Below are 26,865 nucleotides of genomic sequence, written 5' to 3' on the forward strand. Positions count from 1 at the left end.
CATGGCAGCAGAACAGGCGATTGGCGTATTCGACTCCGGTTTGGGGGGGATTTCGGTGCTGCGCGAAATTCATCGCCTGTTACCGCAGGAGTCGTTGATTTACGTGGCAGATTCCGCGCACGCGCCGTATGGCAGTAAAACATCAGATTACATCCGTGAACGTAGTCAATACATTGCCCATTTTCTATTACAACAGCGGGTGAAAGTGTTGGTGGTGGCGTGCAATACCGCGACAGTTCATGCGGTGGATTTTTTGCGCGAAACCTTGCCGATTCCGGTGGTGGGGATTGAACCGGCAGTAAAACCGGCAGCGCGAATGACCCAAACCGGCGTAGTTGGGGTATTGGCGACCCAGCAAACGGTCAATAGTCCGCGTTTACAGCAATTAATTCGTGACCATGCGGGCGCGGTGCAGGTGTTGACTCAAGCTTGTCCGGGTTTGGTGGAACATGTGGAGGCCGGTGATTTTAGTAGCACGGCGGTGCGTCAATTGTTGAAGCATTACACCTTACCATTGTTGGAAGCGGGGGCGGATACGTTGGTGTTGGGGTGTACGCATTATCCGTTTTTGTCTGAGTTGATTCATGAAGTGACCCACGGGCGCATGACGGTGTTGGAAACTAGCACACCCGTTACCCATCAATTAATGCGGGTGCTGGAACGCCACGCGCTGCAAGCCACCCAAACGGCAGGTGGTGATGTGACATTTTTTACCGGACGGCAGGATGAACAACACTTGTTAAGCCTGCAAGTGTTGTGGCAACGCGCTGTTACGCCCCGTGAGTTACCGTGCTAATATTACCCCCATGAAAGAACGCATCCAAAAACTCCTCTCCCGTGCTGGGTACGGCTCGCGCCGTGAAATCGAACGCCTTGTTGAAGCAGGTGAAATCCTTGTAAACGGACGACGTGCAGAATCCGGTCAAGCCATTGATGAGCATGATCAGGTCACGCTGCGTGGGCAACGTTTACACCTGAGTTCGCGCTTACAAGCCACGCCGAAAGTCCTGATGTACAACAAACCGGCGGGTGAAGTGTGTACCCAAACTGACCCGGAAGGCCGCAAAACCGTGTTTGAAGCATTGCCACCCATCCGCGCCGGACGCTGGATCATGGTGGGGCGGCTGGACATTAACACCGACGGTTTATTGCTGTTTACCACCGATGGTGAATTGGCGAATAAACTGATGCACCCATCTTCCGGCATTGAGCGCGAATACGCCACGCGGGTGCTGGGGCAGGTGGACAACGAAATGCTAATCCGGCTGCAAGAAGGTGTCGAGCTGGATGACGGCAAAGCCAATTTCCTCAGAATCAAAGACGCAGGTGGCGAAGGCGCGAACCATTGGTATCACGTGGTACTCGCCGAAGGCCGCAATCGCGAAGTGCGCCGCTTGTGGGAATCGCAAGGTGTCAAAGTGAGTCGCTTGATTCGGGTACGTTACGGCAATATGGATTTGCCCCGTTACCTACGCACCGGACATCACAAAGAGCTGGATGTAAGAGAGTTGCGCAAATTGTATGCTTTGGTGGGTATGACGTTTGACGACGGTTCCGACTTTAAACCCAGTGCTAACTTTAAACCGGCGCACGCTGGCAGCAATCGTAGTGGTCAAGCGCGATCTGGTGCAAGCAGCGCACGTGCGGAATCACGTTGGGATGGAGGCGGCAATCGTTCGGGGATGGGGAAACGTCCGTCACCGCGTGGGCGTGGATAGGAGCGTGAATGTGGCGCACCCGGCTGGAATCGAACCAGCGACCCTCGGCTTCGGAGGCCGATACTCTATCCCCTGAGCTACGGGTGCTTTGAAGAGTGTGCATCATACCCAAGGAACGGCTGTACGTCTATCCGCGTTTCTGTGGGAATGAGCGGAGATTTGAATGATAGATGTCAAGATTTCTGCGTTGATAGATAGCGTATATTAGAAATATTAAATATAATCCGCCAGTTCCCGATTTTCTGACTTCTTTAGATAGACTGATTGCCGGGCAAATTTTTACCCGGTTTACAGGAGGATAATGTGGCTCACTCGACACCTAACGACCCTATGGCGAAACCCGTTTTGATTGGGGGTCTGCTTTTGATTGGCACGGCGGTTGCTGTGTTGGCTTATAATTTGTTCACTACGATTGAAAAAAATTCCATCAAAGGCGAAGCAGATACCACCATGCAGGCGGCTGCGGCTGATGTTAACCTTGCGCCGATTGGTTCAGTTAACGCGGTTGATAAGACTATCGTTAAAGCTGCACGTAGCGGTGAAGCGGTTTATAACGCAGTTTGTACGTCTTGCCATGCGGCTGGTGTGCTGAATGCGCCTAAAATTGATGACAAAGGTGCATGGGCTCCGCGTGTTGCGAACGGCTTGGATGGCTTGATGAAAAATGCTATCAACGGCCTGAACTCCATGCCTGCGCGTGGTGGTGATCCGAGCATTACCGATGAAGAGTTAAGCAATGCCATCGTTTATATGACAGGCAAAGCAGGTCACGATCTGTCTTCACAAGTAAAAGCACCGGCAGCAGCTCCAGCGGCACAAGCAGCAGCACCAGCAGAACAGGCTGCGGCTCCTGCGGCAGCGGCAACACCAGCAGCGGCTTCGCCAGCAGAAACAGCGGCTCCAGCAGCGGCTCCGGCTCCAGCGGCACAAGCAGCAGCACCGGCTGCGGCAGCACCAGCGGCTGCTGTTGATGGCGAGAAAGTTTACAAAGGCATTTGCTTCTCCTGCCATGACGTTGGTGTTGCAGGTTCACCGAAATTAGGTGATAAAGCAGCTTGGGCACCACGTATCGCAACGGGTAATGACACACTGTATGGCACTGCCATTAATGGTAAAAATGCAATGCCTGCGAAAGGCGGCAACCCTGCCTTGTCTGATGCTGAAATCAAAGCGGCTGTTGACTTCATGGTTAGCAAGTCCAAGTAATAAGCCTTTACGGTTTATAATCAAAGAAAGGCACTACTCCAGTGCCTTTTTTTGTGCGTCGCAATTAATTCCGAGTAGGATGACGCAATGAAAATACCCCTGACCGAATACACTTGGCGCGAATTATTTCAGCAAGTTTTGCAGCATCGTCGTGCCCTCATCATCGCTAACAGCATTGCCATTATTGCGGCCTTGATCAGCGTGCCGATTCCTTTGTTAATTCCGTTGCTGGTGGACGAGGTTTTGTTGAATAAACCTGCCGTGCTGGTTGGCTGGATGAATGCTTGGTTTCCGGCAGATTGGCACGGGGCGGTGTTGTATATTGCTGCAATTACCGTGTTGACCATGATAATGCGCCTGCTGTGGCTGGTGGCTTCGGTCTATCAAACCCGTGAATTCACGTTAATCAGCAAGAATATTACCTTCCAAATTCGGCAACGTTTGCTGAGTCACATTGAAACCATTTCCATGACCGAGTACGAAACCTTGGGCAGCGGCACGGTGAGTTCGCGGCTGGTGGTGGATGTGGAAACTATTGATCAATTTCTTGGCATTAGTATCAGCAAATTCGTGGTGGCGATTTTAACCCTGATTGGTGTAGTGGTAGTGCTGCTGTGGTTACACTGGCAGTTGGCTCTGTTTATTTTATTACTCAATCCGGTGGTGATTTTAATGACCACCAAGCTGGGTTCGTATGTCAAAACCTTGAAAACCCAAGAAAACAGCGCGTTTGAATTGTTTCAGCAAGCCTTGACCGAAACGCTGGATACCGTGCAGCAAATCCGTGCCAGTAACCGGGCGCGTAATTTCTTTGCGCGGGTAACGACGCACGCCGAAGCGGTGAAAGTTCATGCGGGGCAGTTTGCGTGGCGTAGCGATGCCGCTAACCGTTTGTCGTTTACCTTGTTTATTGCCGGATTCGATGTGTTTCGTGCCGTGAGCATGTTGATGGTGGTATTTTCGGATTTGAGTATTGGGGAAATGCTCGCGGTTTTCAGTTACCTGTGGTTTATGATGGCTCCGGTGCAAGAAGTATTGGCGATTCAATACGGTTGGTACGGGGCACGCGCAGCACTGCAACGCATTAACACGTTGTTGGCGATGCAACCAGAGCCGCAATATCCGCACCTGCACAACCCGTTTGCGGGAAAAACTACCGTGAGTGTGCAAGCTGAACACATTACCTTTGCTTACGGTGATAAACCGCCGGTATTGAAAGACGTGAATTTAACCATTACCGCTGGCAGTGTGGTGGCGTTGGTGGGTGCAAGTGGTGGAGGGAAATCAACTTTTGTGCAGGTGCTGCTGGGTTTGTATCAGCCGCAACAAGGTCAGTTGTATTTTGACGGCGTGCCGGTCACGGAAATTGGTTTGGATGTGGTGCGCGAACACGTAGCAACGGTGTTGCAGCACCCTGCGTTATTTAATGACAGCATTCGCTTGAATCTTACCTTGGGGCGTGAATTGCCGGATGAGCAGTTGTGGGAAGCGTTACACACTGCGCAATTAGCTGACACAGTACGCGAACAGGCGCACGGTTTGGATACGATTGTCGGGCGGCAGGGAATGCGCCTTTCCGGTGGGCAGCGGCAACGGTTGGCGATTGCGCGGATGATTTTATCCAACCCCAGCGTGGTGATTCTCGATGAAGCAACGTCGGCATTGGATATGGAAACCGAACAGAAATTGCACGATGCTTTGGCGGATTTCCTTAAAGCACGCACTACCTTGATCATTGCACATCGTTTGAGCGCGGTGCGGCAAGCGGATCATATTTTCGTGTTTGAAGACGGCAGCATTAGTGAGCAGGGCAGCCACCACGAATTGCTTCAGCAAGATGGTTTGTATCGCAAATTGTATGGCGGCGCGTGATTAGCGGGTTTCGGCAATCACTTGCGCAAAGCACGTTTGAAATTGATCAATCGCTGCCTGAATAACGTCAGCCACTAATGTTGAGGGTAAAATACGCACTTCCACGGTGTGTTTGCCCGCTGTTGGCACAATGATATTGCGAATATTGAAATCGCAGTATTTGGTCAGCTCTTTCTTGGATAGTTGGGCTAAACGAGGACGCGCTTCGTCCCACGTTAACTGGCTGAAATCGGCAGCGTTAACACTGGCAAGCAAGCTTTCAGACCACGCCCCCAAGCGGCGGCAGTGCGGATTGGTGTGTAATTGTTGGCGTAACGCTTCTCGCTGCGGGTGGAGTGTATTGACCAACTGTTGCAACGTGGCTGGATGACAAAACGGCGTGCCGTCAAAGTGCAGGTGCGTCGCGCCTTCCAGTGGCAATAAAAAGCCCAGTTCGGTGGCGCAATCCAGCAATAATGCCAAGGTGTCGTGATCATCGGCTGCCAGCGGCGCGGTAATCAACTCGCAAGCCCGTTCGCGTTCACCGGGTAAGGGGGCGGCAAGGGCGATGGATGCGCCAGTGCTATCACTCAAGCGATACACCCCGCCCGCACTGGCTTGCGGTTGCGTGCCAAACAATTCCCCAACGGCTTGTAAGCTGGCAGCAATGGGTAAATCCGCTTGGCTGTGGCGAGAAATCAGCCGCAGCAGGCGAATTTCGTCGCTCACCAGCCGATACCAACCGGGGGCGGCTGGCGCGTCTTTGTTGAGATCGTGTTGCAAGGTAATGTCATCTACGCACTTGGCAATCAATTTGCCGTGCGCGTCATGCACCGCAAAACCTTGGGTAAGATGATAAAACAAGGGCTTACCTTGCACCTTGCTGGGTTCGGAATCGGTGTGGAAAAACGCCCGCACACTGCCATTTAAGCGTTTGGCGATTAACTCAGCGAGTGCGCGGCGGTCACTGCCAGCCGGAGCCAGCAGTTCCACCTCAATCCCTACCGTGGCGCAGGCAGCGTTTGCGATATTAGCAGCCAACGATGCGCACTTCTTCGGGTAATAAATCTTCGTTGCCGTACATGATTTTGATACCAATCACTTCTTTGGCATCTACTACGCCGATTTCCCACAATTCCGCCAATTTTTCGGCATCGCTGTAGGTGTAAGGGCTGAGTACAAATGTACCTAACGCGGGCAGGTCGTATTTGCGCTCTTCGCCTTCAAACTTGCCTGAGCCGCCGATGATTTTTTCGGGTAATAAGTGTTCGATTTTATTGATGATTTTATAGCCTATGGTTTTTTTAGCATCGACAATATCAATGTTCCACAGCGAGGCTAACAGTTCCGCATCGTTGTAGGTGTAATTGCTTTTGGCATAAGCATTGAATTGCAGATCAAGCTCGGAAAGCTTTTCGATTTTATCGCTCATGATGGACTTCCTTTGGGGTTGGTACTCGCAAAACCGTTTTGTATTGTTGTAGCTTTTAGGTGTAGACCCTCGCCGCGCGTAACGCAAATACTCAGGGCAAATAAAGGATAAAGTGCCTAAGAACGCGGACGATTGCGCAAACTGGCATCAATCGCTTGTAACACTGCGATTTCCATCGCGCCGACATCGGCAATGAACAAATAAGCACGGATAAACGAGGTGGCGCGGCGTGCCAGTTGCGGCGTATCGTGCGAATTGGCAAAGACGGCAGCAAATAAATTGTTTTCGTTTTCAGCAAATTGGCACAGCAAATGGGCGGGTGTCTGGAGGTAGTGGCTGACGTGTAAGCGCAGTTGTTTGTGAGCTTTGCTGGTAATGACAATATGCTCATGCTGAACGGTAATGAGCGGATTTTCCATAATGCGTGTGTACCGGGTGATGTTCGTTACCCCGAAGTATGAAGGTTTTCCCTTATGATTCCTATGTGGCATTGTGTCAGCGGCGGGTATTGATTACCCTTTGCGGGCATTCAAACTAAAGGATACCCCGCGATGAACCCGCAAACCATGAACGAAGCCGAAGAGCTGTTAGTCAAAGCCCAGTCCGGCGAATTGGAGAGCGAAGCTTTCATTCAGCAATTGATGGAAGTTACGCTCTTTATGCCGATTTACGAAAAGCACCAAATTGGCGGTTTGCAACCGACGACCAGCGATCAGGCCGTGCCGCTGACGTTGGATGATGATGCGGGCAATAAAGTTCTGATTTTGTTCACCAGCCCGGATCGTGCCAAGGTATTTGTGCGCGATTTCCCCGGCTACGGCGGCGGCTTGCTGGCAGAATTTAAGTGGATTATCGAGAAAGTCGGGGTGGGTTACAGCATTTCGATCAACCCCGATCATGAGATGGGGATTGATCTGGAAGTGGGGATGCTGCAAAACCTACACTAAATATTGCGACCAGTCGTGATAATCCTTGCCGAACACGAAGAAATGCGGGTTCAGTAGGGAGTCTTTGGTGTTGTAACGCAGCGGTTGCATATCAGCGCGGGTGAAGTGCCCACCGGCTTCTTCCACAATGATTTGCGCAGCGGCGGTGTCCCATTCCGAGGTTAAACCGAGGCGCGGGTAAATGTCCGCAGAACCTTCAGCGACGCGGCAGGCTTTGAGGATGCTACCCATCACCGCGTATTCGTGTGCGCCGATGCGTTCCAGAAACTGCGGCATGATCGGGTCACGGTGTGATTTGCTGCCCATGACTTTGAGCGGCTTGCCGGTGGCACGGGTGCTGATTGGGAAAGTTTCCCCGTGCATTTGCTTGAATGCGCCGCCGCCTTGGTGTGCAAACCAAGTTTCATTTAACGCGGGGGCATGGACTACGCCGAGAATGGGGGCGTGGTTGTGTATCAGTGCAATCAGGGTGCTGAATTCGCCATTGCGTTTGACGAATTCGCGGGTTCCATCCAGCGGGTCAACCAGCCAGTAGGTTTGCCATTGGCTACGTTCGCTAAAGGACAGGCTGGCGGATTCTTCGGAAAGCACCGGATATTGCGGGGTGAGTGCAGTCAAGGCATCCACAATGTGATGGTGCGATGCCATATCTGCCGCTGTGAGCGGGGAATCGTCGGCTTTGTGTTCCACCGCGAAGTCGGGCGAATTGTAGACTGCCATGATTTTGTCGCCAGCGTCTTGGGCAATGCGGACAACGGCGGTGACTAATGTGGGTAACTGCATGAGTGTTCTCTGGTATTGTTTGATGCTGAGTTTAGCATAGGGCATTCGCCCATCCGAAAATCTACTCCGATCAAGCGTAAATATGCGATGATAAGACTGCGCAAGCTATAGTTGAATGGGCGAGTGAACGTCAACGTTTGAGGTGCAGCATGATTCAGGTGATTTCTGTCCCAGCTTTTACAGACAATTACATTTGGTTGATTACCAACGAGCAGCGTCAGTTCGCAGCAGTGGTGGATCCGGGTGATGCCCAGCCAGTGATTGAGGAATTGCAACGGCGCAATATGTCGCCCGTAGCGATTTTAATTACCCACCATCACCGTGACCATACCGGCGGTATTGAAAAGCTGTTGGAAGCTTACCCCGGTTTGCCGGTTTACGGCCCTGCCAGTGAGTATATTGCGCATATGACTCGTGCCTTGGGAGAAGGTCAGCAGGTGGTGCTGGAAGAATTGGGGCTGAGTTTCACAGTGATGGATGTGCCGGGGCATACCGCAGGGCATATCGCCTATTACGGTGAAGATAGTTTGTTCTGTGGTGATACCTTGTTTGGTTGCGGCTGTGGGCGGGTGTTTGACGGCACGCTGGGCGATTTACATCAATCATTACAACGCATTGCGCAGTTACCCGCCGAAACCTTGGTGTATTGCACCCATGAATACACCGTGGATAACATTGGCTTTGCGAAATGGGTGGAGCCGGATAATGCCGCGCTGGCAGTGCGCTTGCAATCGTGTTGGGAGTTGCTGGATTCAGGCCGCGCTACTGTGCCGTTTACCTTGGGGGATGAATTCGACACCAATCCGTTTTTGCGCACTCACATCCCCGAAGTGATTGTGAAAGCCGAAGAAATCGCGGGGCGGGAAACCCATACCCCGGCAGATATTTTCGCAGTGCTGCGGATTTGGAAAGATACCGAATATGATTAAAGCCGAATAAAATGTTCGCGGTAAAACTTCAGTTCTTCAATCGAGTCGCGGATGTCGTCCATTGCCAGATGCCGCGATTCTTTCTTAAAGCCCTCGGCTAGGCCGGGTTTCCAGCGGTTGGCTAATTCTTTCAGAGTGCTGACATCCAAATGGCGGTAGTGGAAGAATTTCTCCAGCTCCGGCATGTGTCGTGCTAAGAAACGCCGGTCTTGGCAAATGGTATTGCCACACATCGGTGATGCTCCAGCCGGAACGTGTTCGCGCAGAAATTCCAGTGTTGCCAGTTCCGCCTCGCGTGCGCTCCATTGACTCGCTTGTACCCGCGCTACCAAACCCGAACCTCCGTGTTGTTTTTGATTCCAGTCGTCCATTTTTGCGAGGGCTTCATCCGGCTGATGGATGGCAATCACCGGGCCTTCGCCGAGAATATTGAGGTGTTTGTCGGTGACGATGGTGGCGATTTCGATAATGACATCGTTGAAACTGTCCAATCCGGTCATTTCCAGATCAATCCAGATTAAATTTTCCTGATTTATAGCCATATATTTTGCTGCTTTGCCTAGACTTGCTTAAACTTTGGGGAATCCGAAATTCTAACAGATATACCATGCAAACATTTACTTACCTTTTCTTAGTTTTTCTCTTTGCGTCTACCTTGGTGCAACTGTATTTGTCGTTGCGCCAAAAGCAGCATGTTGCCGCGCACCGTGCCGCTGTGCCTACGGCTTTTGCTGATAAAGTGACTTTGGCGGAACATCAAAAGGCAGCCGATTATACCTTGGCAAAGGGTGGTTTCGGGCGCATTGAGGTGGTGTTGGGTTTGGTCATTTTATTGGGCTGGACATTGGCGGGCGGCTTGGCTTGGCTCGACAGTGTGTGGCGCAGCTTGGGCTGGAGTGATTTGTATACCGGTACGGCGGTGATCGTGAGTTTACTGCTGATTTCCAGTGTGCTGGATTTGCCCGCATCGTTGTATCGCAGTTTTGTGCTGGAACAACGCTTTGGCTTTAATAAAATGACACCGCTGACGTTTGCGAGTGATTTGCTGAAAAGTACCGCGCTGTCGCTGGTGATCGGCGTGCCTTTTGTGATGCTGATATTGTGGTTGATGGGGTTTGCGGGGGCGTATTGGTGGTTGTATGCCTGGGCTGCGTTGACGGCGTTTTCGTTGTTAATGACTTGGGCTTACCCGAAATTTATCGCGCCGCTGTTTAATAAATTCAACCCGCTGGAAGAAGGCGAGGTGGCGACGCGGATTGATGCGCTGCTGACCCGCGCTGGGTTTAACAGCAACGGTGTGTTTGTAATGGATGGTTCGCGGCGTTCGGCGCACGGCAATGCGTATTTCACTGGCTTTGGGAAAAACAAGCGCATTGTGTTTTTCGATACCTTGTTAAAGCATTTGACTCCGGCGCAGGTTGAGGCGGTATTGGCGCACGAGTTGGGGCATTTTAAACGCAAGCACATTGTGAAAGGCATGGTGTTGTCGATGAGCATGACCTTGGCGGGATTTGCGGTGTTGGCGTGGTTGATGCAGCAGACGTGGTTTTACGCGGCGTTTGGGGTGCAGGATTCTACCTACATGGCGTTGTTGTTGTTTTTATTGGTGAGTCCGGCGTTTACGTTTTTTATCGGGCCGTTGATGGCGTGGTGGTCACGCAAGCACGAGTTTGAGGCGGATGCGTTTGCTGCGGAACAATCCAGCAGTGCGGAACTGATTGCGGCATTGGTAGGTCTTTACAAAGAGAATGCCAGTACCTTGACACCTGATCCTTGGTATTCGGCGTTTTATGATTCGCATCCGCCCGCAGCGATACGGATTGCGCATTTACAACAACAACCCTGAAAGAGTAGTGAAATGAAAGCTGTCTTGATATTTTTTAGTGGCTTGCTGCTGATGCAGACTGCCGTGGCGGGTGGTGATCCCGCTAACGGGAAAAAACTGTTCGCGGCCTCGCAATGTTTGAGTTGCCACGGGACGGAGGTTTTTACCCGTGCCGACCGTAAGGTGAGCGATTTAAACGCATTGGAAAGCCAAGTGCGTCGCTGTGATGCCAATCTTCCTACGAATTGGTTTGATGACGAAATTTTGGATGTCGTTGCTTATCTGAATGACACTTACTACAAGTTTGGAGCAGCGACGACGAATGCCGCACCTGTGCCAAATGCAGGCACTCAGTAAGTTAGGCATTCGCAATCCGCGTGTTTTCCGTCACAATAGTCAGTATGACGGAAAACACTCACACTCTTCTCCCCCCTTCCGGCACTGGGCAGGTGATTACCCGCTTTGGTGCTGATCTTTTGGTTGAAACCGCTGGCGGCGAATTATTGCGTTGTACCACGCGGCGTAAGCTTGATCAGGTAGCCTGCGGTGATGCGGTGCGCTGGGAACGCCAAGCCCAAGGCAATGCCGCTGTTACCGAGATATTACCGCGCCGCAATGTGTTGGAACGCCCGGATTTTCGCGGTAAATTGCGCCCCGTTGCGGCAAACATTGATCTATTGATTGTGGTCACAAGCTGGCAACCCGCACCCTTGTGGGAAATGCTGGATCGTTATTTGATTGCCGCACGGCGTTTACCTGCTGAAGTGCTGGTGGTGATGAATAAAGCCGATTTACGTGCCGCGCAAACCACCCCTGAAATGGAAGCTTGTTTGGCGGAATACGAAGCTGTCGGCTACCCGATTTTACACGTCTGTGCCGATCAGCAAGCGGGTATCGACGCGGTGTCTGCCGCGATTCAGGGGCGCACCGCGATTGTGGTGGGGCAATCCGGGGTGGGAAAATCCTCGATTGCAGCACAACTGTTGCCGGATGAAGCAATCCGCGTGGGTGAAATCGGGCAAACCGGCGAAGGTCGGCACACCACCACTTCCGCCACTTTATATCGTTTACCCTCCGGCGGTACGCTGATTGATTCGCCGGGGGTGCGCGATTTTGGTTTGGTGGGGCTGGACTTTAGTACGTTGCAGGGCGGTTTCCCTGAATTTGGTGCGTATTTGGGGGAATGCCGTTTCAACAATTGCACCCATAATCATGAGCCGGGGTGCGCGATTAAGGCGGCAGTGAGTGCGGGGAAAATTCCACCGCGTCGGTTTGCCCGTTATTTGAATTTATTGGCAGATTGCAACGGGTGATGAGCGGGATTTAGGTAAGACGATGGTCAATGCAGATTATTTGAGTCGTTTACATATATTGTCCAAATTGGCAGCGTTGGTAGTCATCGGCGCGGGCTGGCTGGTGTTGTGCGGTTGGTGGCTGGATATTCCTGTGCTGTACCGCATTAGCCCACAATTGCCGCAGGTGGAACCTACTTCGGCGGTGGCGTTTATGTTGACCGGTTTAGCATTGCTGGTTTTGCAGCCTGTTAGTGTGTCGGTAACGCAGTTGTATGCGGGGCGTGGGTTAGCGGTATTGGGTTGCGTGTTGGGCTGTATGGGTTTGGCGGAATATTTCGGTTGGGTTCACGGTGACTTGATCGGGACCCGCTTGGCTCAGTGGTTGAGCATCGAAGTTCCCGGCAGCAATATGTCGCCGCACCCCGCGTTGATTTTTACCCTGACGAATATTGCGTTGTTGTTGCTGAGTTCCAATCGGGCTTTATTGGTGCAAATCGCGCAAGTTTCCGCGTTATTGGGTGGTATGGCGTTGGTTAGCGTGTTTTTGGGATACGCTTACCAAGAGGATGTATTTTTCCGCTTATTCGGGGAGGCGGGCATGGCGTTACACTCGGCAACCGCTTTTGCGATTCTGGGTTGGGGCATTGTATTGGCGCGGGTGGAAGGCAGTATGTTGCGGGTGATGGCGCAAGATACCGCAGGTGGAGTAGTTGCGCGGCGCGTGATCAGCCTGATTGCGTTGTTCCCGTTTTTATTGGGGTGGTTGCCGCTGGTATTGGCGACAGAAGCCTTTACCCACAAAGAAGTTGAATCTGTGTTAGCCACCGTATTGTTGCTGGGTAGTGTGGTGGCGGTGGTACGTTTGGCGTATCGCTTGGATCATCAGGAAACGCAATACCGCCAAGCACAAGAAGCCGCACGTCAACACCAATCCGATTTGGCGCACGTGGCGCGTTTAAACACCATGGGGGAAATGGCTTCGGGTTTGGCACACGAGTTGAACCAGCCGTTAGCCGCTATCGCCAACTACGCCGCCGCTTGCCAACGGTTGTCGCAAAACGGTGATTCCCCGGAACGCTTGGCGGAGCCGCTGGCAAGTATTCAGCAGCAAGCCCTGCGTGCTTCGCAGATTATTCGCCGCTTACGCTCGTTTGTGCGCAAACAGCACCCGCAAAAAGTTCAAGCCCCACTGGATACCTTGATTCGTGATGCCTTGGTGTTGATTAAACATCAGGCGGATCGAATGCAAGTGCCTATCTTGTTGGATGTGCGCAAAGGTTTGCCGCCTGCATCGGTCGATACCATTCAAATCGAACAGGTGATTTTAAATATTGTGCAAAACGCGCTGGATGCGATGAAAACCACGCCGAGTCACCAGCGGCAAATTTTGATCCGCGCTTTCATGAATCCAGAACATTATTTTCAAATCGAAATTCGTGACACGGGGGCGGGGATGGATGCATCACTGCAAGCTACCGTATTTGATGCCTTTGTCACAACCAAGGGCGATGGCGGGATGGGCATTGGTTTAGCCCTGTGCCGCTCGATTATTGAAGCGCACGGCGGGCAATTGTGGGTGGAGTCTATGCAAGGGCAGGGCACGACGTTTTTGTTTACCTTACCGGCTCGCTAAACGTCGTACCCCTACGTGGTTACTTTTTCACGCCTTCAATCGCTAAAATCATCTCGACTTCTTTAGACGCTGGCCCCAAATCTTTTTCAATGCCGAAATCGGCTAGGGCAAATTTAGTGCTGCCTTCAAAACCACGGCGGAAACCGCCCCACGGGTCAGCACCTGCACCGATTTCTTTCACGTCGATCGTGATCGGTTTGGTAACGCCGTGCAGGGTTAAGTTGCCTTCCAGCTTACCGCCGCTGTACTTAGTGCTGACGAATTTGGCTTCCGGGAATTTGGCAACGTCCAGAAAATCTTCACCGCTCAAGTGCTTGTCGCGTTCCGCATGGTTGCTGTTGACACTGGTGGTGTCGATGGTCACTTCCACTTTAGCCGCGTCGGGTGTTTTCTCATCGTAGCTGAAATTGCCGCTGAATTTGTCAAAACGCCCGTACAGCCAGCTATAACCTAAGTGTTGGATGCGGAATTGGATGAAAGCGTGCATCCCTTCGGTGTCAATGGTGTAATCATCCGCGTGTGCCGCTGAGCCTGCGAACAAACCCAGTGCTAACAGTGAAGTGGCGAGTACTTTTTTCATGTGAATCTCCTTTGTGTGTCATTAACCCTTGCCCAACATGCGGGTCAAGGTGTTGTCTTTCCAATAAAAATGGTGGATAAAAGCAGCCAGCGCGTGTACGCCAACCAGTAAAATAAACAAGGTTCCGGCAATTTCGTGAATATCGCCCGCCAGCTCACCGCGTTCCTTGCTTTGCGGCAACAGGGCAGGTACTTCAAACCAATCAAACACGTTAATGCCATGCCCTTTTGCCGTCGAAATCAAATAGCCGCTGATTAGCATCACGATCAGCAAACCGTACAGCACAAGGTGTCCCAATTTGCCAAGCGTGTGGGTAAACGCGGGTGCATTGCCCACTATCTGCGGGCGTGGTTGTGCCGTGACCCACGTTACGCGCACCAACAATAACGCGCCTAATAGCACGCCGACTTCCTTATGCAATCCCGGTAGCGTGTGGTACAAACGGTCGTAATACTCCAGTTCCACCATGTAATCGCCGACGCAATACATGCCAATCAACGCCACCGCCATTACCCAGTGCAGTGCAATCGACACCAGACCATACGTTTTTGCTGAATTTCCAATCTGCATAAATCACCTTCTACGGCAAATCAAACACCAAAAATTCCGCCGAATCCGCCGTACCAAACATCAATTCCGTTTCCTCGCGAATTTGCAGTGCGTCGCCTGCCTGTAACGTTACGCCATTTACCTGCAAACTGCCGCGTGCGACATGCACATAAACCGCGTGATTTTCCGGGCGCAGATACGTTACCTGTTCGCCCGCTGCCAAGATGCTGGCGTATAAATTCGCATCGGTATTCATCTGCAACGACCCGTCATGCCCATCCGCTGACACCAGCAATTGCAGCTTGCCGCGCCGTTGTTCCAGCGGAAAATGTTCCTGCGCATACCCCGGTTGAATCCCCGTAAACTTGGGCAATAACCAGATTTGCAGCAAATGTACCGCTTCGGTTTCCGAATGATTGAATTCCGAATGCAAAATCCCACGTCCTGCACTCATGCGCTGCACATCGCCGGGGCGAATCGTGCTGCCATTGCCGAGGCTATCCTTGTGCGACAACGCACCTTCCATCACATAAGTGACGATTTCCATATCACGATGCCCGTGCATCGGGAAGCCGCCTTTCGCCGCCACCCAATCCTCATTGATCACCCGCAGCGATGAAAAATGCATCCGTTCGGCATCATAATAATCGCCAAACGAAAAGCTGTGGCGGCTATCCAACCAGTCGTTGGTGAATGCCCCGCGTGAATCTGCACGAATAAGTTCCATAACCTGCTCCTTGAAACCGTCTTTACCTGAGTAAAAGAATAAGGTTTAATGGGTTTTTGATAAAGACACAAAAACTACATTAACTCTCAACAGGAAGTTAACAATGAGTCGCTTGGATTACATGGCTAATTTTGTTGCTGTCGTTGATAAGGGAAGCATCACTGCTGCCGCCGATCAATTGGAACTGACGGTTGCTGCTGTCAGCAAACGCTTGAAAATGTTGGAAACCGAGCTGGGTGTACGCCTGCTGACCCGTAACACCCGCCAACTGTCTTTGACCGAAGCAGGGCATTATTACTACCAACATTGCCGCGAAATTCAGGAAGAAGTGAACCGCGTTGATCAACATTTGCTGGCGATGCAGGGCAAACTCAGTGGCGAGTTACGCATCAATATGCCGATGACTTATGGCAAAGTGCGCCTCACGAAATTGCTGATTCGCTTTTTGCAGCAACACCCCGATATTCACCTGACCGCGCATTTGGACGATGCTTACACTGACGCGGCGAGTGGTGATTACGATGTGGTCATCCGTATCGGCGTGTTGGACGATTCGCGTCTGGTGGCTCGCAAGCTGGAAAATGCCTACTTGTTGCCCGTTGCCGCGCCAGCCTATTTGCAAACCCACGGCACACCGCAAACGCCAGCCGAGTTAGCCCAGCACCAATGCCTGCATTACACCAATGTTAGTCACCGCGAAGGTTGGACGTTTTATGATCAAGCCGGAAACGCCAGCAATGTACAAATACGCGGGCAATTATGCGCCAATAACGGTGAAGTGCTGAAACAAGCCGCCATCGCAGGCATGGGCGTTGCGCTCCTGCCTGATTTTGAATTGATCGCGGCGTTGGAAAAGGGTGAGTTGGTGCGGATTTTACCGGACTATTCCGCGCAAACCGTATCGGTCTACGCGGTCTATCCTTCGCGCCAATTTCTGCCAGAAAAGACGCGGGTATTGGTCGATTTTTTGATTAGTACCCTGCAAATTGCTTAGGCGGTGCGGCGTTTTTGCCAGAAGTAATAACCACCGATGACCAAAGCAACAAAACCCAAGGTTCCCAATACAATCAGCCCTTTATTTTCAGCAATCACTTCCTGACTGCCGCCGATGAAGTAGCCGAACAGTGCCAGCACGATCGACCACAAACCAGCACCGACGGTGGTGTAAAAGGCAAATGAAGCAAAATTCATTCCCACTAATCCGGCGGGCAGCGAAATCAAGTGACGAATCCCCGGAATCAAACGCCCGGTAAAGGTCGAAATCGCCCCGTGTTTGGTGAAGAAAACATCTGTCTTGTGTAACAGTGCAGGGCGTACAAAGAAATACTTGCCGTATTTTTCCAGAAATGGTCGTCCCACCCACATGGCAAATACATAGTTGATGGTTGCGCCCAGCAAACTACCGAAGGTTGAAGCCATAATGACTCCGAATAAGCTCATTTTACCCTGATAAGCCAGCATTCCAGCGGGAATTACCACTAACTCGCTGGGTACGGGCAATACTGTCGATTCCATCGCCATCGCAATGAAAATGCCCCAATATCCCCAAGCTTCAACCGTGGCGAGTATCCAGTTAATAAAATCGTGCAACATAAAAATCCTTTAATTACAAATGCTCGGAAGCATAATCCGCCAAGCGTGAACGTTCACCGCGTTGCAACGTCACATGCCCTGCGTGTTCCCAGCCTTTCAAGTGATCGACTACATAGGTTAGACCAGATGAAGTTTCCGTCAAGTAAGGCGTATCAATCTGGGCAATATTGCCAAGGCACACCACTTTTGTTCCGGGGCCTGCACGGGTAATCAAGGTTTTCATCTGTTTCGGGGTGAGATTTTGCGCCTCGTCGATAATCACAAAGCGATTCAAAAAGGTGCGCCCGCGCATGAAATTCAACGATTTTACCTTGATTTTGCTCATCAGGAATTCGTCGGTGGCGTTACGTCCCCATTTACTGCCAGTGGTGGGTTGCGTGAGCACTTCGAGGTTATCCATTAACGCACCCATCCAAGGAGCCATTTTTTCCTCTTCGGTTCCCGGTAAGAACCCAATATCCTCACCCACCGGCACGGTAACGCGGGTCATAATGATTTCTTTGTAAAGCTGTTCATCCAAGGTTTGCGCTAACGCTGCCGCCAAGGTCAGCAAAGTTTTGCCCGACCCCGCAGTTCCCAGCAAAGTCACAATGTCGATCTCAGGATCAGTCAGTAAATTCAGTGCGAAATTTTGTTCGCGATTCCGCGCATTAATTCCCCAAACCGCGTGGCGTGGTTCGGTGAAATCGCGCACCGTTTCAATCACTACATGATCAGGCGACTTTTTACGTACAATTGCCTGAAACGGCGCGTCACCCGTTACCGCAATGAAATGCCCCGGCAACCAGCTCGTTGTCATCGGCCCTGACAGCTTGTAGAAGGTATGCCCATGTTCCTGCCAAGATTTCATCTCTTTGCTGTGAGTTTCCCAGAAGTCGTTGGGTAATTCGTGAAACCCCGTTGGTAATAAATCCGCATCATCCAACACCTGATCGTTGAAATAATCTTCCGCTTTCAGCCCAATGATGGTGGCTTTGATACGTAAATTAATGTCTTTGGAAACCAGCACCACATCCCGGTTCGGATGCTTATCGCGCAAGCTCAACGCTACTGCCAGAATAGTGTTATCCGCTGAATCTCCCAACAAATGCGCGGGCAACTGCGATGCAATCGCTTCCGTTTGAAACAGTAAATAGCCGCTTGCCGCCCCTTTGCCCGTACCGCTGAGTCGCTGATTCAGCAGGGAAATACCCGCGTGAATCGCATCAATCCCCGCCGCCGACAACATATCATTGATAAAGCGGCTCACCTGCCGCACGTTGCGTGCGACTTCAGATACCCCTTTTTTATGCTGATCCAGTTCTTCCAAGACCACCATCGGTAAAAATACATCGTGTTCCTGAAACCGAAACAAGGCGGTCGGATCGTGCATCAACACATTGGTATCAAGCACGAATAAGCGTTGTGGATGTTGGTGTTGAGTAGAATTCATGAGGATCCTTCGGTTAGGTTGATGAAAGCGCATTCACCGCAGCAAGTACCTCGGCAACGTGTCCCTTGACCGTTAGTTTACGCCATTCGCGCCGCAACACACCTTGCTGGTCAATTAAAAACGTACTGCGTTCAATGCCACGAACCTGTTTGCCATACATGTTTTTCATTTTAATGACATCGAACAACTGACAGGCCAGTTCTTCCGTATCAGCAAGTAACTCAAAGGGAAATGCCTGCTTCGCCTTGAAGTTTTCATGCGATTTCAGTGAGTCGCGCGAAATTCCGAAAATTTCCACGCCAGCTGCAACGAATTGTGGATATGCATCACGGAAATCCTGCCCTTCAGTGGTGCAGCCGGGCGTACTGTCTTTCGGGTAAAAATAAAGGACAACCGATGCCTTGTCTTTGAATTCAGACAGGCGGAAGGTTTTCCCCGAAGTAGCTGTCAAGCTAAAGTCTGGAACCGGGTTGCCAAGGGTTGGGGTCGTCATGGGTTTCTCCTATTTAGTCACGAGTGTAATGCTTGTGTTTCATTAACCGCGCCAGTAGTATGCTGTCAAATTATTTTTTGGAGGATCGCATGTTTCGCGGCAGTATGGTGGCACTCATAACCCCGATGAAAGCAAGCGGGGAAGTCGATGAGGCAGCGTTGGAAGCTCTGGTAGCTTTCCATCTTGAAAATGGCACGGACGCTATTGTGGCCGTTGGTACAACCGGTGAGTCGGCGACCTTGAATTACAAGGAACACCGCCATGTGATGAAACGTGTGATTGATCTGGTGGCGGGAAAAATCCCCGTAATCGCCGGAACAGGCTCCAATAGCACGGCAGAAGCCATTGAAATGACAGAAATCGCCATGCAAGATGGCGCGGATGCCTGTCTTTTGGTGACACCGTACTATAATAAACCTACGCAGGAAGGTTTATACCAGCATCACAAAGCGATTGCTGAGCGAGTAGCGATTCCACAAATTTTGTACAATGTGCCGGGGCGTACCGCTTGCGACATGTTGCCAGAAACGGTTGAACGCCTTGCCTCTATTTCCAATATCATTGGTATCAAAGAAGCTACCGGCAACCTAGAGCGAGCTAGGCAAATTATGGAGCTTTGCGGTGATCGCATGGATCTGTACAGCGGTGATGATGCAACCGCGATGGAATTTATTTTGATGGGTGGCAAAGGTGACATTTCCGTGACCGCTAACGTCGCACCGCAAGCTATGCACGACATGTGTGCCGCAGCACTGGCTGGTGATCGTGCAACAGCAACGCGGATCAATGCGACACTGGAAGGTTTGCACACCAGCTTGTTCCTCGAACCTAATCCGATTCCTGCGAAATGGGCGTTGGCACAAATGGGTTACGGTGATGTGCAGGGTATCCGTCTGCCACTCGTTCCCCTTTCTGATGCTGTTCAGCCAAAAGTACTGGCAGCGATGCGTCTAGCAGGAATAAACTGTATTAGTTAATTAAACGGTATATACAATGAACCCCATGAATATCCGCCATCTGTCTTCTGTTGCGTTGATTGTCAGCTCAACGTTGGTTTTGTCTGGTTGCCAAATGCTTGATTTCGACGTTGGCGACCGGATTGATTATAAGAACAACAAAAGTGTCAATACGCTAGAAGTTCCACCTGACCTCAGCTCACCCGATTACGACCCGACTTATGCCACGATCCCTGGCGGTTCTGTCAGTGCTTCTGCATTGGCACGCGGTCAAGCCCGTAGCGATGGGCGTGCGGTGTTGCCAGTCAATGCCGGTGTGCAAGTAATGCGTGACGGTAATGTACGTTGGCTGCAAGTGAATGCGCCTGCTGATGCCGTATGGCCGAAACTGCAAGAATTCTGGCGCGTCATCGGTATCGACATTAAGCGTGATGAACCACGTGTCGGTGTGATGGAAACGGATTGGGCAGAAAATAAAGCCGAAATCCCAATGGATGGTGTGCGTAAATTATTGGGTAAAGCCTTTGAAGGTATGTACGACGCAGGTAGCCGTGACCGCTATAAAGTGCGTTTAGAACGTCCTTCAGCTGGAGTTACTCAGGTTTACCTAAGTCACGAACGTGCGGAAGAGCATGTGAGTGGTACTGGCACGCGCTGGGAATACAAGCCTTCCAAGCCTGAGCTGGAAGGTGAAATGCTCAATCGCCTGATGATTTTCATGCAAGGTGGCGATGCAGGGCGGCAGTCAGCTCCTATTCCTGAAGCCAGCTTAACTTCCGTACCTGTTGCAATGACAACCTTAGAAGGTGGTTATCCTGCATTGACGTTGGGCGGTAGTGCTAATGACGTTTGGGTGCGTACTGGCGTAATGCTGGGTCGTATTGGCTTAAGCATCGAAGATCAGCAGCGTGATAAAGGTATATACGTTGCAACTTATCGCGGCGATACTGATCGTGGTGAGAAGCAAGGTCTGTTTACACGTATGTTTAAATCTGACCGCGAAGTCATGAAAATTGGTGGTCGTTACCAAGTGATGATCGCTGATGCCGGTAATCGCAGTTTGATTACTGTCGGCGACGTTGACGGCACGCCACTCAAGCCTGCTGCTGCGCGAGGCATTTTGGAACGCCTGAAGTCTGAATTTGAACGCTGATGCTGCGTTTCGCTTCATTAGGGAGCGGCAGTAAAGGTAATGCCACACTAATAGAATCCGGGGCAACCCGGATTCTTGTCGATTGCGGTTTTAGTTTGGCAGAAACTGAAATGCGCCTGCATCGTCTCGGTTGCCCACCGCAATCATTAACCGCCATTCTCGTTACGCATGAGCACGGCGACCACGCATCCGGCGTGGGGCGTTTATCACGTCGCTATAATATCCCCGTCTGGTTAACCGTTGGTACCTATCATGCCATGCGTGATATTCGCTTCGCCCAAACGCATTACATTAATGTTCACCAGTCGCTCCCTATTCATGATCTGTTAGTTTCCCCTTTTCCTGTGCCTCACGATGCGCGTGAGCCATGTCAGTTTGTATTTAGTGACGGCAACCATCGGGTTGGGTTGCTAACCGACGTAGGCAGTCACACGCCGCTTATTACGCAGATGTTACAGAATCTCGACGCGCTACTCTTAGAGTGTAACTACGATGCACAGATGCTGGCAGATGGTGTTTACCCACCATCACTGAAGTCGCGGGTGGCGGGGCGTTACGGGCATTTGGATAATCGTCAGTCCAGTGATTTGCTGAAACAGCTTGATGTCAGCCGTTTACAGCACCTTGTTGGAATGCATTTGAGCGAAAATAACAATTTGCCATCACATGCCTATCAAGCCCTGTGTTTAGGGGTGGATTCCAGCGAAAAGTGGATTCAGCTTGCAAATCAACAGGATGGGATTGACTGGAGAGAAGTGCGTTAAAGTTTTTTTAAAATGAGTTAAAAAAGGGTTAAAAAGGAGTTGACGGTTGAGAAGGGATCCGTATAATGCGCACCTTCTTCAGGGCATAACGGCACTGAAAACGGAAAAGAAATCAATCACTTAGGTGAAAATAGATTAACTTTCTGGGGTGGCGAAAAAGGTAGAAAAAAGTGCTTGACACTTGATTCTGAAGTCCTTAAGATGCGCACCTCACTCAGGCCGGAAACGACCTGAAAACAGAAAGGAAATCAATCGCTTAAAGTGAAAGATCTCCGATCTAACAGTTTCTTCGGCGAAGAAAGTTTTTGAAAAAAAGTGCTTGACACCAACATCGAAAACGTTATAAGATTCGCCTCCTCGCTGAAACAGTTCAGCGCGACACTTTAAAAAGAGAAGCCAGATAACTTGTGTGGGGGCTTGCGGAAAGTGCATTGAGCACAGAAGCAAGCAACCCAAGAAGTTCACGTTAATTACGTAATTTCGACGGATTGCTCTTCAATTTCAAATGTTTATATAGAGATTGAACTGAAGAGTTTGATCCTGGCTCAGATTGAACGCTGGCGGTATGCTTAAGACATGCAAGTCGTGCGGTAGAAGGCTTCGGCCTTTGAGAGCGGCGGACGGGTGAGTAACACGTGGGAATCTGCCTATTAGTGGGGGACAGCCCAGCGAAAGCTGGATTAATACCGCATACGCCCTACGGGGGAAAGCAGCAATGCGCTAATAGATGAGCCCGCGTAAGATTAGCTAGTTGGTAAGGTAAAGGCTTACCAAGGCGACGATCTTTAGCTGGTCTGAGAGGATGGCCAGCCACATCGGGACTGAGACACGGCCCGGACTCCTACGGGAGGCAGCAGTCGGGAATATTGGACAATGGGCGCAAGCCTGATCCAGCAATACCGCGTGTGTGAAGAAGGCATGCGGGTTGTAAAGCACTTTCAGTTGGGAAGATAATGACGTTACCAACAGAAGAAGCACCGGCTAACTCCGTGCCAGCAGCCGCGGTAATACGGAGGGTGCAAGCGTTAATCGGAATTACTGGGCGTAAAGCGTGCGTAGGCGGCCTGTTAAGTCAGATGTGAAAGCCCCGGGCTTAACCTGGGAACTGCATCTGATACTGGGAGGCTAGAATGTGGGAGAGGAGAGTGGAATTTCCGGTGTAGCGGTGAAATGCATAGAGATCGGAAGGAACACCAGTGGCGAAGGCGGCTCTCTGGACCAACATTGACGCTGAGGCACGAAAGCGTGGGTAGCAAACAGGATTAGATACCCTGGTAGTCCACGCCGTAAACGATGTCAACTAGCCGCCGGCCTCACTCTAGAGGTCGGTGGTGCAGCTAACGCATTAAGTTGACCGCCTGGGGAGTACGGCCGCAAGGTTGAAACTCAAAGGAATTGACGGGGGCCCGCACAAGCGGTGGAGCATGTGGTTTAATTCGATGCAACGCGAAGAACCTTACCTGGTCTTGACATGTAGTGAACTTAGCAGAAATGTTTTGGTGCCTTCGGGAACACTAACACAGGTGCTGCACGGCTGTCGTCAGCTCGTGTCGTGAGATGTTGGGTTAAGTCCCGCAACGAGCGCAACCCCTGTCCCTAGTTGCCAGCACATAATGGTGGGAACTCTAGGGAGACTGCCGGTGACAAACCGGAGGAAGGTGGGGATGACGTCAAGTCATCATGGCCCTTATGACCAGGGCTACACACGTGCTACAATGGGCAGTACAGAGGGAAGCAAAATCGCGAGATCAAGCAAATCCCAGAAAGCTGTCCGTAGTCCGGATCGGAGTCTGCAACTCGACTCCGTGAAGTCGGAATCGCTAGTAATCGCGAATCAGCATGTCGCGGTGAATACGTTCCCGGGCCTTGTACACACCGCCCGTCACACCATGGGAGTTTGTTGCACCAGAAGCAGGTAGTCTAACCGAAAGGAGGGCGCTTGCCACGGTGTGGCCGATGACTGGGGTGAAGTCGTAACAAGGTAGCCGTAGGGGAACCTGCGGCTGGATCACCTCCTTTACGAGAAACGCTCAAGGCAATCCACAAGCCCCCACACAAGTTTATTCTGGCAGACCAAACAATTACTGCAAGCGCTTTAGTACCGAATACGGGTCTATAGCTCAGTTGGTTAGAGCGCACCCCTGATAAGGGTGAGGCCGGTGGTTCAAGTCCACCTAGACCCACCACTCTTGCATAGTCAAGGTTACATGGGGCCATAGCTCAGCTGGGAGAGCGCCTGCCTTGCACGCAGGAGGTCGTCGGTTCGATCCCGTCTGGCTCCACCATCCCTCACGGGGCACAGCAGTAATTGTTAACACTAGGCAAACCTCGAAAAGTCACTGCAAGGCACTTTATTTTACAACGGTAAAGTGTCTAGCACTGGCTTTTGTCGGTACAACCCTAAAGGGTCGTTCTTTAACAAAACGGAAAAGTAATCAAGGCGAGATTTTTACTGAATGAAAAACTGTAAATCTCAAGAATGATCGTTACGAGAGAATAGGCGCTCTATAACCCTAGTCTGTTGCACAAAAGGTACAGACTGCTCAGGGTTATAGGATCAAGTGACTAAGCGTATACGGTGGATGCCTAGGCGGTCAGAGGCGATGAAGGACGTTATAGCATGCGATAAGCCCCGGGGAGCTTGCAAATAAGCATTGATCCGAGGATTTCCGAATGGGGAAACCCACCACTTTAGTGGTATCCCGCAAGGGAAGCGAACGCAGGGAACTGAAACATCTAAGTACCTGTAGGAAAAGAAATCAACCGAGATTCCCCCAGTAGCGGCGAGCGAACGGGGAACAGCCGAATCTTTATGTTGTAGTGGAAGAGTATGGAAAGGCTCGCGATACAGGGTGATAGCCCCGTACACGAAACGGCATAGAGGACATATTAAGTAGGGCGGGACACGTGAAATCCTGTTTGAAGATGGGGGGACCATCCTCCAAGGCTAAATACTACTGACCGACCGATAGTGAACCAGTACCGTGAGGGAAAGGCGAAAAGAACCGTGGTGAACGGAGTGAAATAGAACCTGAAACCGTGTACGTACAAGCAGTGGGAGCCCTACGGGGTGACTGCGTACCTTTTGTATAATGGGTCAGCGACTTACTTTCAGTGGCAAGCTTAACCGATAGGGGAGGCGTAGCGAAAGCGAGTCTGAACAGGGCGTTCAGTCGCTGGGAGTAGACCCGAAACCGGGCGATCTATCCATGACCAGGTTGAAGGTGTAGTAACATACACTGGAGGACCGAACCCACTCCCGTTGAAAAGGTAGGGGATGAGTTGTGGATAGGAGTGAAAGGCTAATCAAGCTCGGAGATAGCTGGTTCTCCTCGAAAGCTATTTAGGTAGCGCCTCGTGTATCACTCCTAGGGGTAGAGCACTGTTATGGCTAGGGGGCCCTGACCGGCTTACCAACCCATTGCAAACTCCGAATACTAGGAAGTGCGAGCACGGGAGACAGACAGCGGGTGCTAACGTCCGTTGTCAAAAGGGAAACAACCCAGACCACCAGCTAAGGTCCCCAAATTATGGCTCAGTGGGAAACGATGTGGGAAGGCACAGACAGCCAGGAGGTTGGCTTAGAAGCAGCCATCCTTTAAAGAAAGCGTAATAGCTCACTGGTCGAGTCGGCCTGCGCGGAAGATTCAACGGGGCTTAAGCCATATACCGAAGCTGTGGATCATGCGAAAGCATGGTGGTAGAGGAGCGTTCTGTACGCCTGTGAAGGTGAACTGGGAAGTTTGCTGGAGGTATCAGAAGTGCGAATGCTGACATAAGTAACGACAAGACGGGTGAAAAACCCGTCCGCCGAAAGCCCAAGGTTTCCTGCGCAACGTTAATCGGCGCAGGGTTAGTCGGCCCCTAAGGCGAGGCAGAAATGCGTAGTCGATGGGAAACAGGTCAATATTCCTGTACCGGCACTAACTGCGATGGGAGGACGGAGAAGGCTAGGCCAGCAACCTATTGGATGGTTGTTTAAGCGTTTAGGTGGGGTTCTTAGGCAAATCCGGGAACCCTTAACACTGAGGCGTGATGACGAGGCACTACGGTGCTGAAGTGGTTGATGCCATGCTTCCAAGAAAAGTCCCTAAGCTTCAGGTTAGTGCTGACCGTACCCCAAACCGACACAGGTGGGCTGGATGAGAATTCCAAGGCGCTTGAGAGAACTCGGATGAAGGAACTAGGCAAAATGGTACCGTAACTTCGGGAGAAGGTACGCCCCTGACGGTGTTAAAGCTGTTGGGGGCCGCAGAGACCAGGCCGCTGCGACTGTTTATCAAAAACACAGCACTCTGCAAACACGAAAGTGGACGTATAGGGTGTGACGCCTGCCCGGTGCCGGAAGGTTAATTGATGGGGTTAGCGCAAGCGAAGCTCTTGATCGAAGCCCCGGTAAACGGCGGCCGTAACTATAACGGTCCTAAGGTAGCGAAATTCCTTGTCGGGTAAGTTCCGACCTGCACGAATGGCGTAACGATGGCGGCACTGTCTCCATCCGAGACTCAGTGAAATTGAAATCGCTGTGAAGATGCAGTGTACCCGCGGCTAGACGGAAAGACCCCGTGAACCTTTACTGTAGCTTTGCACTGAACATTGAACTTGCTTGTGTAGGATAGGTGGGAGACTATGAAACCGGGACGCCAGTTCTGGTGGAGTCATCCTTGAAATACCACCCTGGCAATTTTGATGTTCTAACCTCGACATAACAGTGTCAGGGACAGTGCATGGTGGGCAGTTTGACTGGGGCGGTCTCCTCCCAAAGAGTAACGGAGGAGCGCGAAGGTGTGCTAATCTCGGTCGGAAATCGAGAGGTTTGTGTAAAGGCATAAGCACGCTTGACTGCGAGACAGACAAGTCGAGCAGGTACGAAAGTAGGTCTTAGTGATCCGGTGGCTCTGAATGGAAGGGCCATCGCTCAACGGATAAAAGGTACTCCGGGGATAACAGGCTGATTCCTCCCAAGAGTCCATATCGACGGGGGAGTTTGGCACCTCGA

Annotated in this window: 25 protein-coding genes, 3 tRNA genes and 2 rRNA genes; 18 read left to right on the forward strand and 12 right to left on the reverse strand. The window is 51.3% G+C overall.

Features of this window, described 5'->3' with window-relative positions; genetic code table 11:
- Window position 1 precedes the first annotated feature (1 nt).
- Window positions 2-796, forward strand: coding sequence for a glutamate racemase (gene murI, locus J9260_RS17745; RefSeq protein WP_210219026.1), 795 nt, complete (start codon window positions 2-4; stop codon window positions 794-796).
- Between the two features lie 10 nt (window positions 797-806).
- A complete protein-coding gene (gene rluB, locus J9260_RS17750) occupies window positions 807-1,718 on the forward strand; it encodes a 23S rRNA pseudouridine(2605) synthase RluB (protein ID WP_210219027.1) in 912 nt (303 codons plus the stop codon).
- Window positions 1,719-1,729: 11 nt separating this feature from the next.
- On the opposite strand, the gene J9260_RS17755 is transcribed toward rluB, so the two are convergent.
- Window positions 1,730-1,805: transfer RNA gene (locus J9260_RS17755), tRNA-Arg, on the reverse strand.
- 216 nt (window positions 1,806-2,021) lie between these two features.
- Here J9260_RS17755 and J9260_RS17760 point away from each other — a divergent pair.
- On the forward strand, window positions 2,022-2,924 hold the full coding sequence (locus J9260_RS17760; protein ID WP_246499533.1) for a c-type cytochrome: 903 nt from the start codon (window positions 2,022-2,024) through the stop codon (window positions 2,922-2,924).
- A gap of 87 nt (window positions 2,925-3,011) precedes the next feature.
- A complete protein-coding gene (locus J9260_RS17765; protein WP_210219028.1) occupies window positions 3,012-4,796 on the forward strand; it encodes an ABC transporter ATP-binding protein in 1,785 nt (594 codons plus the stop codon).
- On the opposite strand, the gene J9260_RS17770 is transcribed toward J9260_RS17765, so the two are convergent.
- From J9260_RS17770 to J9260_RS17780, 3 genes are all read right to left on the reverse strand, one after another.
- A complete protein-coding gene (locus J9260_RS17770) occupies window positions 4,797-5,816 on the reverse strand; it encodes an amidoligase family protein (protein ID WP_210219029.1) in 1,020 nt (339 codons plus the stop codon).
- Window positions 5,806-6,207 carry a hypothetical protein gene (locus J9260_RS17775; RefSeq protein ID WP_210219030.1) on the reverse strand — a complete coding sequence of 134 codons (402 nt, stop codon included), beginning with the start codon at window positions 6,205-6,207 and terminating at the stop codon, window positions 5,806-5,808. The genes J9260_RS17770 and J9260_RS17775 overlap by 11 nt, the downstream gene beginning before the upstream one ends.
- 116 nt (window positions 6,208-6,323) lie before the next feature.
- Window positions 6,324-6,626 carry a hypothetical protein gene (locus J9260_RS17780; protein ID WP_210219031.1) on the reverse strand — a complete coding sequence of 101 codons (303 nt, stop codon included), beginning with the start codon at window positions 6,624-6,626 and terminating at the stop codon, window positions 6,324-6,326.
- A 132-nt stretch (window positions 6,627-6,758) separates the two neighbouring features.
- On the opposite strand from J9260_RS17780, the gene J9260_RS17785 reads away from it, so the two are divergent.
- The gene (locus J9260_RS17785; protein WP_210219032.1) at window positions 6,759-7,154 is read left to right on the forward strand and encodes an SseB family protein; all 396 of its coding nucleotides are present in this window, start codon (window positions 6,759-6,761) and stop codon (window positions 7,152-7,154) included.
- Here the strand turns inward: J9260_RS17785 and cysQ are convergent.
- On the reverse strand, window positions 7,146-7,937 hold the full coding sequence (cysQ, locus tag J9260_RS17790) for a 3'(2'),5'-bisphosphate nucleotidase CysQ (RefSeq protein WP_210219033.1): 792 nt from the start codon (window positions 7,935-7,937) through the stop codon (window positions 7,146-7,148). The genes J9260_RS17785 and cysQ overlap by 9 nt on opposite strands.
- 149 nt (window positions 7,938-8,086) lie before the next feature.
- On the opposite strand from cysQ, the gene gloB reads away from it, so the two are divergent.
- On the forward strand, window positions 8,087-8,866 hold the full coding sequence (gene gloB / locus J9260_RS17795; RefSeq protein WP_210219034.1) for a hydroxyacylglutathione hydrolase: 780 nt from the start codon (window positions 8,087-8,089) through the stop codon (window positions 8,864-8,866).
- On the opposite strand, the gene orn is transcribed toward gloB, so the two are convergent.
- Complete coding sequence (gene orn, locus J9260_RS17800) at window positions 8,863-9,408, reverse strand: oligoribonuclease (protein ID WP_210219035.1); 546 nt, start codon at window positions 9,406-9,408, stop codon at window positions 8,863-8,865. The two genes, gloB and orn, sit on opposite strands and share 4 nt — an antisense overlap.
- A 65-nt stretch (window positions 9,409-9,473) precedes the next feature.
- Here orn and J9260_RS17805 point away from each other — a divergent pair, with 65 nt between their 5' ends.
- From J9260_RS17805 to J9260_RS17820, 4 genes are read left to right on the forward strand one after another with little or no spacing between them, the layout of a single operon-like run.
- Complete coding sequence (locus J9260_RS17805) at window positions 9,474-10,712, forward strand: M48 family metallopeptidase (RefSeq protein WP_210219036.1); 1,239 nt, start codon at window positions 9,474-9,476, stop codon at window positions 10,710-10,712.
- Between the two features lie 12 nt (window positions 10,713-10,724).
- Window positions 10,725-11,048: a c-type cytochrome gene (locus J9260_RS17810; protein WP_228292336.1), complete on the forward strand. Its 324-nt coding sequence runs from the start codon at window positions 10,725-10,727 to the stop codon at window positions 11,046-11,048.
- A gap of 44 nt (window positions 11,049-11,092) precedes the next feature.
- Window positions 11,093-12,004, forward strand: a complete 912-nt coding sequence (gene rsgA / locus J9260_RS17815; protein WP_210219037.1) for a ribosome small subunit-dependent GTPase A — start codon at window positions 11,093-11,095, stop codon at window positions 12,002-12,004.
- A gap of 22 nt (window positions 12,005-12,026) precedes the next feature.
- Window positions 12,027-13,619, forward strand: a complete 1,593-nt coding sequence (locus tag J9260_RS17820; RefSeq protein WP_210219038.1) for a sensor histidine kinase — start codon at window positions 12,027-12,029, stop codon at window positions 13,617-13,619.
- Between the two features lie 19 nt (window positions 13,620-13,638).
- Here the strand turns inward: J9260_RS17820 and J9260_RS17825 are convergent, their stop codons facing one another.
- Genes J9260_RS17825 through J9260_RS17835 form a run of 3 tightly spaced genes read right to left on the reverse strand, consistent with a single transcriptional unit; the run spans window position 13,639 to window position 15,475 of the window.
- Window positions 13,639-14,199 carry a YceI family protein gene (locus tag J9260_RS17825; protein ID WP_210219039.1) on the reverse strand — a complete coding sequence of 187 codons (561 nt, stop codon included), beginning with the start codon at window positions 14,197-14,199 and terminating at the stop codon, window positions 13,639-13,641.
- 21 nt (window positions 14,200-14,220) lie between these two features.
- Window positions 14,221-14,769: a cytochrome b gene (locus J9260_RS17830; RefSeq protein WP_210219040.1), complete on the reverse strand. Its 549-nt coding sequence runs from the start codon at window positions 14,767-14,769 to the stop codon at window positions 14,221-14,223.
- Between the two features lie 10 nt (window positions 14,770-14,779).
- Window positions 14,780-15,475 (reverse strand): pirin family protein, encoded by a 696-nt coding sequence (locus J9260_RS17835; protein ID WP_210219041.1) that lies wholly within the window; start codon window positions 15,473-15,475, stop codon window positions 14,780-14,782.
- A gap of 103 nt (window positions 15,476-15,578) precedes the next feature.
- On the opposite strand from J9260_RS17835, the gene J9260_RS17840 reads away from it, so the two are divergent.
- Complete coding sequence (locus J9260_RS17840; RefSeq protein WP_210219042.1) at window positions 15,579-16,469, forward strand: LysR family transcriptional regulator; 891 nt, start codon at window positions 15,579-15,581, stop codon at window positions 16,467-16,469.
- Here the strand turns inward: J9260_RS17840 and J9260_RS17845 are convergent.
- Genes J9260_RS17845 through J9260_RS17855 form a run of 3 tightly spaced genes read right to left on the reverse strand, consistent with a single transcriptional unit; the run spans window position 16,466 to window position 18,993 of the window.
- Window positions 16,466-17,068 carry a DedA family protein gene (locus tag J9260_RS17845; protein WP_210219043.1) on the reverse strand — a complete coding sequence of 201 codons (603 nt, stop codon included), beginning with the start codon at window positions 17,066-17,068 and terminating at the stop codon, window positions 16,466-16,468. The genes J9260_RS17840 and J9260_RS17845 overlap by 4 nt on opposite strands.
- Window positions 17,069-17,081: 13 nt before the next feature.
- A complete protein-coding gene (locus J9260_RS17850) occupies window positions 17,082-18,500 on the reverse strand; it encodes a PhoH family protein (protein WP_210219044.1) in 1,419 nt (472 codons plus the stop codon).
- 13 nt (window positions 18,501-18,513) lie between these two features.
- Entirely contained in the window at window positions 18,514-18,993 is a 480-nt protein-coding gene (locus J9260_RS17855; protein ID WP_210219045.1) for a peroxiredoxin, read from the reverse strand.
- A gap of 89 nt (window positions 18,994-19,082) precedes the next feature.
- Here J9260_RS17855 and dapA point away from each other — a divergent pair, with 89 nt between their 5' ends.
- The 7 genes from dapA (at window position 19,083) to J9260_RS17890 (ending at window position 26,865) form a co-directional block, all read left to right on the forward strand.
- Window positions 19,083-19,970 (forward strand): 4-hydroxy-tetrahydrodipicolinate synthase, encoded by an 888-nt coding sequence (gene dapA / locus J9260_RS17860; protein WP_210219046.1) that lies wholly within the window; start codon window positions 19,083-19,085, stop codon window positions 19,968-19,970.
- Between the two features lie 16 nt (window positions 19,971-19,986).
- On the forward strand, window positions 19,987-21,102 hold the full coding sequence (gene bamC, locus J9260_RS17865; RefSeq protein ID WP_210219047.1) for an outer membrane protein assembly factor BamC: 1,116 nt from the start codon (window positions 19,987-19,989) through the stop codon (window positions 21,100-21,102).
- Window positions 21,102-21,866 carry an MBL fold metallo-hydrolase gene (locus J9260_RS17870; protein ID WP_210219048.1) on the forward strand — a complete coding sequence of 255 codons (765 nt, stop codon included), beginning with the start codon at window positions 21,102-21,104 and terminating at the stop codon, window positions 21,864-21,866. Before bamC ends, J9260_RS17870 begins: the two co-directional genes overlap by 1 nt.
- A gap of 522 nt (window positions 21,867-22,388) precedes the next feature.
- Window positions 22,389-23,885 (forward strand): 16S ribosomal RNA (locus J9260_RS17875).
- A 90-nt stretch (window positions 23,886-23,975) separates the two neighbouring features.
- Window positions 23,976-24,052 (forward strand) — tRNA-Ile (locus J9260_RS17880).
- 23 nt (window positions 24,053-24,075) lie between these two features.
- A tRNA-Ala gene (locus J9260_RS17885) sits at window positions 24,076-24,151 on the forward strand.
- Window positions 24,152-24,421: 270 nt separating this feature from the next.
- Window positions 24,422-26,865: ribosomal RNA gene (locus J9260_RS17890) — 23S ribosomal RNA — on the forward strand.
- Together the 16S and 23S rRNA genes with 2 tRNA genes alongside form the textbook arrangement of a ribosomal RNA operon.

This window comes from Thiothrix unzii (assembly GCF_017901175.1).
Classification (GTDB): Bacteria; Pseudomonadota; Gammaproteobacteria; order Thiotrichales; family Thiotrichaceae; genus Thiothrix; species Thiothrix unzii.

Bases quoted from the DNA above. Each gene is read 5' to 3' on its own strand.
- J9260_RS17855 (WP_210219045.1), bottom strand. From the start codon at position 18,993: ATGACGACCCCAACCCTTGGCAACCCGGTTCCAGACTTTAGCTTGACA.
- gloB (WP_210219034.1), top strand. From the start codon at position 8,087: ATGATTCAGGTGATTTCTGTCCCAGCTTTTACAGACAATTACATTTGG.
- rsgA (WP_210219037.1), top strand. From the start codon at position 11,093: ATGACGGAAAACACTCACACTCTTCTCCCCCCTTCCGGCACTGGGCAG.
- murI (WP_210219026.1), top strand. From the start codon at position 2: ATGGCAGCAGAACAGGCGATTGGCGTATTCGACTCCGGTTTGGGGGGG.
- rluB (WP_210219027.1), top strand. From the start codon at position 807: ATGAAAGAACGCATCCAAAAACTCCTCTCCCGTGCTGGGTACGGCTCG.
- orn (WP_210219035.1), bottom strand. From the start codon at position 9,408: ATGGCTATAAATCAGGAAAATTTAATCTGGATTGATCTGGAAATGACC.
- J9260_RS17830 (WP_210219040.1), bottom strand. From the start codon at position 14,769: ATGCAGATTGGAAATTCAGCAAAAACGTATGGTCTGGTGTCGATTGCA.
- J9260_RS17870 (WP_210219048.1), top strand. From the start codon at position 21,102: ATGCTGCGTTTCGCTTCATTAGGGAGCGGCAGTAAAGGTAATGCCACA.
- bamC (WP_210219047.1), top strand. From the start codon at position 19,987: ATGAACCCCATGAATATCCGCCATCTGTCTTCTGTTGCGTTGATTGTC.
- J9260_RS17840 (WP_210219042.1), top strand. From the start codon at position 15,579: ATGAGTCGCTTGGATTACATGGCTAATTTTGTTGCTGTCGTTGATAAG.
- J9260_RS17825 (WP_210219039.1), bottom strand. From the start codon at position 14,199: ATGAAAAAAGTACTCGCCACTTCACTGTTAGCACTGGGTTTGTTCGCA.
- J9260_RS17780 (WP_210219031.1), bottom strand. From the start codon at position 6,626: ATGGAAAATCCGCTCATTACCGTTCAGCATGAGCATATTGTCATTACC.
- J9260_RS17785 (WP_210219032.1), top strand. From the start codon at position 6,759: ATGAACCCGCAAACCATGAACGAAGCCGAAGAGCTGTTAGTCAAAGCC.
- J9260_RS17775 (WP_210219030.1), bottom strand. From the start codon at position 6,207: ATGAGCGATAAAATCGAAAAGCTTTCCGAGCTTGATCTGCAATTCAAT.
- J9260_RS17820 (WP_210219038.1), top strand. From the start codon at position 12,027: ATGGTCAATGCAGATTATTTGAGTCGTTTACATATATTGTCCAAATTG.
- J9260_RS17850 (WP_210219044.1), bottom strand. From the start codon at position 18,500: ATGAATTCTACTCAACACCAACATCCACAACGCTTATTCGTGCTTGAT.
- J9260_RS17765 (WP_210219028.1), top strand. From the start codon at position 3,012: ATGAAAATACCCCTGACCGAATACACTTGGCGCGAATTATTTCAGCAA.
- J9260_RS17845 (WP_210219043.1), bottom strand. From the start codon at position 17,068: ATGTTGCACGATTTTATTAACTGGATACTCGCCACGGTTGAAGCTTGG.
- dapA (WP_210219046.1), top strand. From the start codon at position 19,083: ATGTTTCGCGGCAGTATGGTGGCACTCATAACCCCGATGAAAGCAAGC.
- cysQ (WP_210219033.1), bottom strand. From the start codon at position 7,937: ATGCAGTTACCCACATTAGTCACCGCCGTTGTCCGCATTGCCCAAGAC.
- J9260_RS17835 (WP_210219041.1), bottom strand. From the start codon at position 15,475: ATGGAACTTATTCGTGCAGATTCACGCGGGGCATTCACCAACGACTGG.
- J9260_RS17805 (WP_210219036.1), top strand. From the start codon at position 9,474: ATGCAAACATTTACTTACCTTTTCTTAGTTTTTCTCTTTGCGTCTACC.
- J9260_RS17810 (WP_228292336.1), top strand. From the start codon at position 10,725: ATGAAAGCTGTCTTGATATTTTTTAGTGGCTTGCTGCTGATGCAGACT.